This is a genomic window from Candidatus Kuenenia sp., from assembly GCF_039794105.1.
Taxonomy (GTDB): domain Bacteria; phylum Planctomycetota; class Brocadiia; order Brocadiales; family Brocadiaceae; genus Kuenenia.
Genome location: NZ_JBDIWA010000037.1, coordinates 26610 through 33973 on the forward strand (window position 1 = coordinate 26610; position 7364 = coordinate 33973).

Annotated in this window: 6 protein-coding genes; all 6 read right to left on the minus strand. The window is 41.7% G+C overall.

The window, feature by feature from the left end; translation table 11 throughout:
- Positions 1 to 35: 35 nt before the first annotated feature.
- The 6 genes from ABJL82_RS14175 to ABJL82_RS14200 all read right to left on the minus strand — a co-directional run bounded on the left by ABJL82_RS14175 (position 36) and on the right by ABJL82_RS14200 (position 7210).
- Positions 36 to 782, minus strand: coding sequence for an ABC transporter ATP-binding protein (locus tag ABJL82_RS14175; protein ID WP_347275351.1), 747 nt, complete (start codon positions 780 to 782; stop codon positions 36 to 38).
- 13 nt (positions 783 to 795) lie between these two features.
- Positions 796 to 1578, minus strand: coding sequence for an MlaE family lipid ABC transporter permease subunit (locus ABJL82_RS14180; RefSeq protein ID WP_347275352.1), 783 nt, complete (start codon positions 1576 to 1578; stop codon positions 796 to 798).
- Positions 1579 to 1789: 211 nt separating this feature from the next.
- The gene (gene floA, locus ABJL82_RS14185) at positions 1790 to 2806 is read right to left on the minus strand and encodes a flotillin-like protein FloA (RefSeq protein WP_347275353.1); all 1017 of its coding nucleotides are present in this window, start codon (positions 2804 to 2806) and stop codon (positions 1790 to 1792) included.
- Between the two features lie 167 nt (positions 2807 to 2973).
- Positions 2974 to 4014 carry an Rpn family recombination-promoting nuclease/putative transposase gene (locus tag ABJL82_RS14190; protein WP_347275354.1) on the minus strand — a complete coding sequence of 347 codons (1041 nt, stop codon included), beginning with the start codon at positions 4012 to 4014 and terminating at the stop codon, positions 2974 to 2976.
- Between the two features lie 119 nt (positions 4015 to 4133).
- Entirely contained in the window at positions 4134 to 6746 is a 2613-nt protein-coding gene (gene mutS, locus ABJL82_RS14195) for a DNA mismatch repair protein MutS (RefSeq protein ID WP_347275355.1), read from the minus strand.
- A complete protein-coding gene (locus ABJL82_RS14200) occupies positions 6743 to 7210 on the minus strand; it encodes a GIY-YIG nuclease family protein (RefSeq protein ID WP_347275356.1) in 468 nt (155 codons plus the stop codon). The genes mutS and ABJL82_RS14200 overlap by 4 nt, the downstream gene beginning before the upstream one ends.
- Positions 7211 to 7364 lie beyond the last annotated feature (154 nt).

Below are 7364 nucleotides of genomic sequence, written 5' to 3' on the forward strand. Positions count from 1 at the left end.
GTTAACAAGAGGCATAAATAAATTATTTGTAATAATTATTTTATAGAAATAGGGCCTTCTAATTCCCCGTGAATAAACTGGTGTACGATAGGGTTTTTTGAATCTTGTATTTCCTGCGGAGCGCCTTCCGCAATGATTTTCCCTTCATATAACATTGCAACACGGTCAACGAAAGAAAATACTTCGGGAATTTCGTGTGTCACCATAATTGCCGTGAAGTGTAAATTCTTTTGTAACGACCGTATCAAATTGTGAATTGCTTTGGAGATCAAAGGATCGAGTCCTGTCGTAGGCTCATCAAATAAAATTATTTCCGGTTGCATTACCAGACACCGCGCAAGGGCAACACGTTTTTTCATCCCGCCGCTGATTTCTGCCGGGTATTTATTTTCGGCGCCGGAAAGTCCCACATTGGCAAGTTCCCTGAATACCGTTTCTCTTATCTCCAATGCCTTCATCCTTGTCTTTTCCCTCAGTGGAAATGCTACATTTTCAAAGACGGTAAAAGAGTCGAAAAGCGCTCCGCCCTGAAAAACAACTCCAAAACGCTCTTTCAGACGTTTTAATGCCTTTCCTCTCAATTTGCTGATATCCTGATTATCAACCAATATTTTGCCTTTATCGGGTTTTGTGAGTCCGATTATGTGCTTTAACAGCACCGACTTTCCCTTCCCGCTGCCACCAATCAATGCCAGCATTTGACCGTCTTCTATCTTCAAATTGACTCCGCGTAGTATTTTGTGTTCATTAAAGCTTTTATGTAAATCGACGACCTCTATCATTTTCTGTTTAAAGCTATGCAACCAGTAAAGATGTCATAAAATAATCCCATATAAGTATTACAACAGAGGATATTACCACGGACTGCGTTGTGGCTTTGCTTACACCCTCTGCCCCGTATCCTGTATAAAATCCTTTATAACAGGATATCCACGTTATTAAAACGCCAAAACTCAGCGATTTGTAAAATCCTTCAAAAACGTTCCTTGCTGTGACAAAATCGTTGATGCCGCCAAAGTAGGTGCCGCTAGATACGCCCATAAGCCCTACTCCGACCGCATAGCCACCAAAAACTCCAAGGACTACAAAGATCGCATTCAGGAGTGGGAGTGATATCACTCCGGCCAGAATATTGGGTATGATAAGATATTTGTATGGGTTTAAAGCCATAGCGTCAAGCGCATCTACTTGTTCTGATATCCTCATAATTCCAATTTCCGCTGTTATTGCAGAGCCTGCGCGTCCGGTAACCATCAATGCGCAAATAACGGGTCCCAACTCTTTAATTAACGATAATGCTACCGCAGGTCCAAGCCTTGCTTCTGCCCCAAACTTTATTAATACGTGATACATCTGTAATGCCAGCACCATTCCGGTAAATGTGCCGGTTAAGACAATGACAAGAATCGTTTTTACCCCGATGAAATTGATTTGTTTGATAATCCGCCTGAACAGATAAGGGGGAAATAACATATAAAACAAGGCATTCGCAAAAAAACACCCCATTTTGCCCAATTCTCTGATGAATTTATGGAGGGAGTTTCCTATAATTTTAAAGGGGAAAAAGATTGGATTCATCTGTGATTAAAAACATTTATGGTGTAAGCAATTAATGTTAACATTGTCATTGTGAGACTTTAAGAGCAAAAAATGAAAGAATTTCAAATAAGTAATATTTACATAAAAGAAATAATTTAGCATAAACTTTTTTTATTATCAAGGACAAACACGTGCGTCGATTGATAATTGTTAATTGTTTTCGTGCTTGTTTGGTTCTGGCTTTACCAGCTTAGGGTGTGCCTTGTTTTGAAAGCGCCGATTTCATTTCAGTATCGGCTTCAATATTTTTTATATGATAGTAATCCATTATCCCCATATTCCCTTCGCGAAATGCCTGCACAATTGCTTTCGGCACTTCGGCCTCTGCCATGAGTATTTTTACCTTGCTCTCTTCCGCAAGCGCTTTTGCTTCCTGCTGGCGTGCAATGGCGGCCTTTTCCCTTTTTTCCGCTTCCACAAGCGCTACTTTTCTGTCTGCTTCCGTTTGCGCAGATTGCAATTTTGCCCCTATGTTTTCACCAACAGTGATATCGATGATGTTGATTGAAAGTATGGTAAAGGCGGTACCGGCGTCCAGCTTCTTTTCCATTACATATAGTGAGATGAGATCCGGTCTTTCAAGGACTTTTCGATAACAATCCGATGACCCGATAGCGGTAATGATGCTTTCCCCCACCCTTGCAACGATGGTTTCTTCCGCAGCGCTTCCCACCAGTTTTTCAATATTGGTACGCAGGGTAATGCGTACCTTTACTTTTATTTGAATACCATCTTTTGTTATTGCGTCGAGTGTTGAAGAACCCTTTGCCGGATCCGGACAGGCAAATTCCCTTGGATAAATACCGGCCTTGACTATGTCGAAAATATTTCTTCCTGCAAGGTCTATAGCACAGGCATTATCGAAGCTAAGCTCTATATTTGCTTTGCTTGCCGCAATAATGGCGTGTACTGCCTGATCAACATTTCCTCCCGCAAGGTAATGTGCTTCCAGGGACGATGGTGCGATATCTATCCCCGCTTTTTTTGCCATAATACAATATTTTACCATCGATTTAACATCGATGCGTTTCATGGCCATGCCAATTATTTTCGAAAAGGAGATAGCGGCGCCGGAAGAAATGGCATTTATATAAAGCCTGCCGTACGTAAAAAAAATGAATAAAACAGCGAAAATAAACAAAAAAAGCAATATATAGAGCGACAATGAAATTGCTGCTGGAAGGAGAAGGAGTGGCAAATATTGCATAGTTTTCCCTTATATGAAATTTTTTAAACAAATAATCCGGGCAACACGTCGGTTTTTTGAAAAATGTATTACCGATAAGCTCTGCAGGAACAGCCTGTTACACTTTCCTGAAACTTTAATCCTTCCTACTCTTCAAAATACTGCCTCCCTATTTCAAAAAACCCCCTTTAGAGCAATTTTTCAATTTCCTCCATATTCTTTGATATTTTCACCGCTTCCTTTATCGACTCCAGCTTCTCTATCGCTGCTATTTTCCTGATACGCTCCAAAATCCTTAAACCTTCAACACCATACTTTAGCTCCAAACCAATCTCTATCGCCTCTATTAGACCCTCTATCCTTCCTTTCCTCTCGCCCTCTATTGCACCTTCTGCTCTTCCTTCCTCCCTGCCTTCCTCCCTGCCTTCTGCCCTGCCTTCCATCCTACCGGTTATTTTACCCTTTTCTATTAATCTAGCCGCTATTGTCATGCTTAATTTACCTCCTTCCTCTGATATCTCTTTCAGGGTTTCTATTACCCGTTCTTCCTCTATATCCGACGCATAGTACAAATACCTGATTACACTTTCCAGAAATTTTAATCCTTCTCCCTCTTCAAAATACTGCCTCCCTATTTCAAAGAATCCCTTTAGCTTGTCTTCCAGAACTGTCTCATTATATATGTTCCTCATTAATAACATGGTTATTTGAAGGGATACCCTTCTAAATACCCTGTTCTTTATTTCCTCATTACTGTAGCAACTCAGATCCGTCAGCAGATATTCAAACTCCGGTATAAATCTAAAAAATACCTCGTCTATCCCTTCAAAATAGTCTCTGAACCTTCTGACTGTCCACGCATCTTTGCCATGATACAATATCACCGGAATTACCGGTATAAGCCTTTGCGCCTGCTTGCTATTTGCTTCCCATATCTTTAAAAGGTATTTCATCAACTGTAGATATGGACATGCTACGGCATAACTCTTATGCTCAAATAAAAGGGTTATCCGGAGTTCTTTGTCTTTACAGAAACAGGTATATACAATATCTGAAAAATGTTCTTTGAGTTCCTCGTCGATATATGAGTTATTATCCTGTGTTAAAGTGGATAAATCCAGCTTTTTCAAAATTTCAGGGGGAAATGTTCCCTGGAGAAAATCAATTACATTTTTCTTTATGGAAAAGGTCTCTTTGAAAAATTTGTCGTGTGGATTGATTATTTCCATAAATGATCTTTCTGTAATCCGCCGGGGATTTCTTTAGAAGATCCAAAACGGTTGCTTTTTATTGCATATATTTGTACTAAAAAAAGGAGAAAAAGCAAGAGATGTCTTTCATTTTCCGTTTATTCATCTTCATAAAGTCTTTTCTTTAATTCGGCAAGTTTATTGAGGGCGTCAGTCGGCGCTATTTCATCGAGAGAAAGTTTTTTTATTTCATCGATTACCAAATCTTCCTTTGAGGCAAAGAGTTTTCGTTGACGGGGCTTTTTTACATGGTCTGTTTTTAAAGGGGCAAACTTCGGTTTGCCGTTTATGTCTAAGGTCGCCGCTTCCAGGTTGTTCAAAATAGCGCGCGCACGCTGAATAATCTGCTTCGGTATTCCCGCAAGCCGCGCTACATGTATTCCGTAGCTCTTATCTGTTCCGCCGGCAACAATTTTTCGCAGGAAGATTATTTCTTCTCCCCATTCCTTCACCGCGACATTGAAATTCTTAATGCCGGAGAAGAGCAGCGATAATTCCGTCAATTCGTGATAATGTGTGGCAAATAACGTTCGTGCCCCGATGTTTTGGTAAATATATTCTGTAATTGCCCATGCAATGCTGATCCCGTCAAAAGTGCTTGTCCCTCTTCCTACTTCATCCAGGATAATCAGACTACGTTCTGTGGCATTATTCAGGATGTTTGCGGTTTCATTCATTTCCACCATGAAAGTGCTTTGCCCTTTTGATAGCTCGTCGGATGCACCGACGCGCGCAAAAATACGGTCTACAGTGCCGATAGTCGCATTTTTTGCCGGGATAAAACTGCCCATTTGCGCCATAATTACGAGAAGCGCAGTTTGGCGGATATAGGTGCTTTTCCCCGCCATGTTGGGACCCGTTATGACCATCGTCTTATCTTGGACGCCATCTAAATGTATATCGTTAGGCACAAACCTTTCTCTATCAAGTTCCATAGTAAGCACAGGATGGCAGCCATCGTTTATATTGAGTTCCAAACCGTCTGTAATTTCAGGCATGGCATATCTGTTTTCTACTGCAATCTTCGCCAATGTTGAAAGGACGTCAATTTGGGCAATTGCCTCCGAAATGCCCTGGAGCTGTTTCGTAAAAGTGCCCGCCTTGTCCCGTAATTGAATAAAGAGATCATATTCCAGGTCTTTTGCGCGTTCTTCCGCGGTGAGCACTTTTGTTTCATACTCTTTTAGCTCCGGCGTGATATACCGCTCGGCATTCTTTAAGGTTTGTTTTCTGATATAGGCGGGGGGGATGTTTTCCCGGTGAGTGTTGGTAATTTCAATATAATACCCAAAAACCTTGTTGTATCCGACCTTAAGGGAATTAATATTTGTCCTGGCAATTTCTTCCGCCTGAAAATGTGCAATCCACTGTTTTCCATTTTTGGATATGTAGCGTAGTTCATCAAGCGCTGCATCGTACCCTTCTTTAATAATGCCGCCTTCTTTGAGAGAATGCGGCGAATCAGGTGATATTGCCATGCCTATAAGCGTTCTTAATTCATCAAGGGGGTCGATTTCCTTTTCTCTGTCTGAAATAATAGCGGTGATAAAAAAATCCAGTTTTTCCTTGAGTTCCGGCAATTTTGAGAGAGATTGCTGCAGCGATATGAGGTCGCGTGCGTTTGCGCGTCCGCAGCTTACCTTTGCCGCAATCCTTTCAATATCATAAATATCGTGTAAGATGGCGATGATTTCTCTTCGTAACTCTGGTTTTTCGGTGAATTCTCTTATCCCAAGCTGGCGATATTTGATCTCATCGTGATTTTTCAGTGGGCTTATGACCCAATCCTTAAGCAATCTTGCGCCCATAGGTGTTTTTGTCTGATCAAGCGCTCCAAGAAGAGATCTCTCGCGGTTTTTGTTTCGGATAGTTTGTGTAAGTTCCAGGCTTTGTTGCGTCGCCCTGTCTATAATTACCCGGTTGTTGGTTTCGTACTTTTGTATTTTGGCGATGTGTTTGAGCGATGTCTTTTGTGTCTCTTTCAGGTAATGCAGTATTGCGCCTGCGGCGCCCAGGGCAACTCCTGCGTCCTGGCATCCGAATCCTTCCAGGGAATGTGTGCCGAAGTGTTCCAATAATGCCTGATACCCGGTGCTTTCCGAGAATTCCCAGGCGGGCAGCGGTGTAATCATGGCATTGCATTCGGTTCTTATCCTTTGTGTGAAGGCGGCGTTGCTTTCCGTAATATCGTCGGGCAGCACTATTTCGGAGGGGTTTAACCGGGCTAACTCGTCAAAAAGGCGTTCTTCCCGAATATCTTCAATTTCAAATTTTCCGGTTGACAGGTCTATCCATGACAAGCCAAACATTCCCTTATCCTTCCACAGCGCCAATAAATAATTATTGTTTTTACCATCAAGGAGCGCATCTTCTGTAACCGTGCCCGGGGTAATGATTCTGATAACCCCGCGGTCAACAATTCCTTTCGCCTCGCCGGGGTCTTGCAGTTGTTCGCAGATCGCCACTTTATGGCCTGCTTTGATTAGTTTTTGGGTATAGGATTCTGAGGCGTGATGAGGAATGCCTGCCATAGGAACCGCATTTTCACCCTTGGAACGGGAAGTAAGGGTGATTCCTAATATCTTTGAGGCAATTTTGGCGTCTTCAAAAAATAATTCATAAAAATCGCCCATACGGAAGAAAAGCAGCGCATCTTTGTGATCTTTTTTGATCTCATTATATTGGCGTATCATAGGGGTTTCAGTGATCATTTGCTATGCCTCTTATCTTCTCCATTTGTATTATAGTGCCTGCGCTCCGGCAAGGCAAATTTGCCTTTGAAAGAAGCCAATGCGCCAGAGGGATTATCCGGGAAAAAATAAAGGTGCGTGATGCATGAACAGTCGGATGAACCAAAACCTTTTACGGGAAAAATTGCCTTTGGTAAAGAGGCAATCTTACGCCCCAGTACACATTCAAGACTTTTATCCTTCGCGTAAGAATACACTGTTATGATTTGTCCGTAATCCAGCAGGTAGTCAATGTGCCAGCGGTTGTTTTTTGTTTGACGCAAATGCCGTTCAATTCTTAGGCGCAGGTTATTTTGTGCGCTCCCAACGTAGACGTAAAAACCCGCCGGAAAATGAAACGTGCCTAATTTGCCTATGGGTATTTCCCGTTCCTGAAAAAGTTTAATTATAAGGCAATAAATTCCTTTTTTTACAGAAAAACACATTTCTTCCCGCAGGTTAAATTAGAGGTACAGGTTGCAACCCAATGTCATTAAGTTAAGAAAAGCATCACAAAAAAACGATATATCATCTTGATTAACAATAAGTTAGGTGGTATAATCAATGCCGAGTTAAACGTAATTTACCAGCATTATAACA

Coding starts and splice junctions, on each gene's coding strand:
- ABJL82_RS14180 (WP_347275352.1), bottom strand. CDS start 1,578: ATGAATCCAATCTTTTTCCCCTTTAAAATTATAGGAAACTCCCTCCAT.
- mutS (WP_347275355.1), bottom strand. CDS start 6,746: ATGATCACTGAAACCCCTATGATACGCCAATATAATGAGATCAAAAAA.
- ABJL82_RS14200 (WP_347275356.1), bottom strand. CDS start 7,210: ATGTGTTTTTCTGTAAAAAAAGGAATTTATTGCCTTATAATTAAACTT.
- ABJL82_RS14190 (WP_347275354.1), bottom strand. CDS start 4,014: ATGGAAATAATCAATCCACACGACAAATTTTTCAAAGAGACCTTTTCC.
- ABJL82_RS14175 (WP_347275351.1), bottom strand. CDS start 782: ATGATAGAGGTCGTCGATTTACATAAAAGCTTTAATGAACACAAAATA.
- floA (WP_347275353.1), bottom strand. CDS start 2,806: ATGCAATATTTGCCACTCCTTCTCCTTCCAGCAGCAATTTCATTGTCG.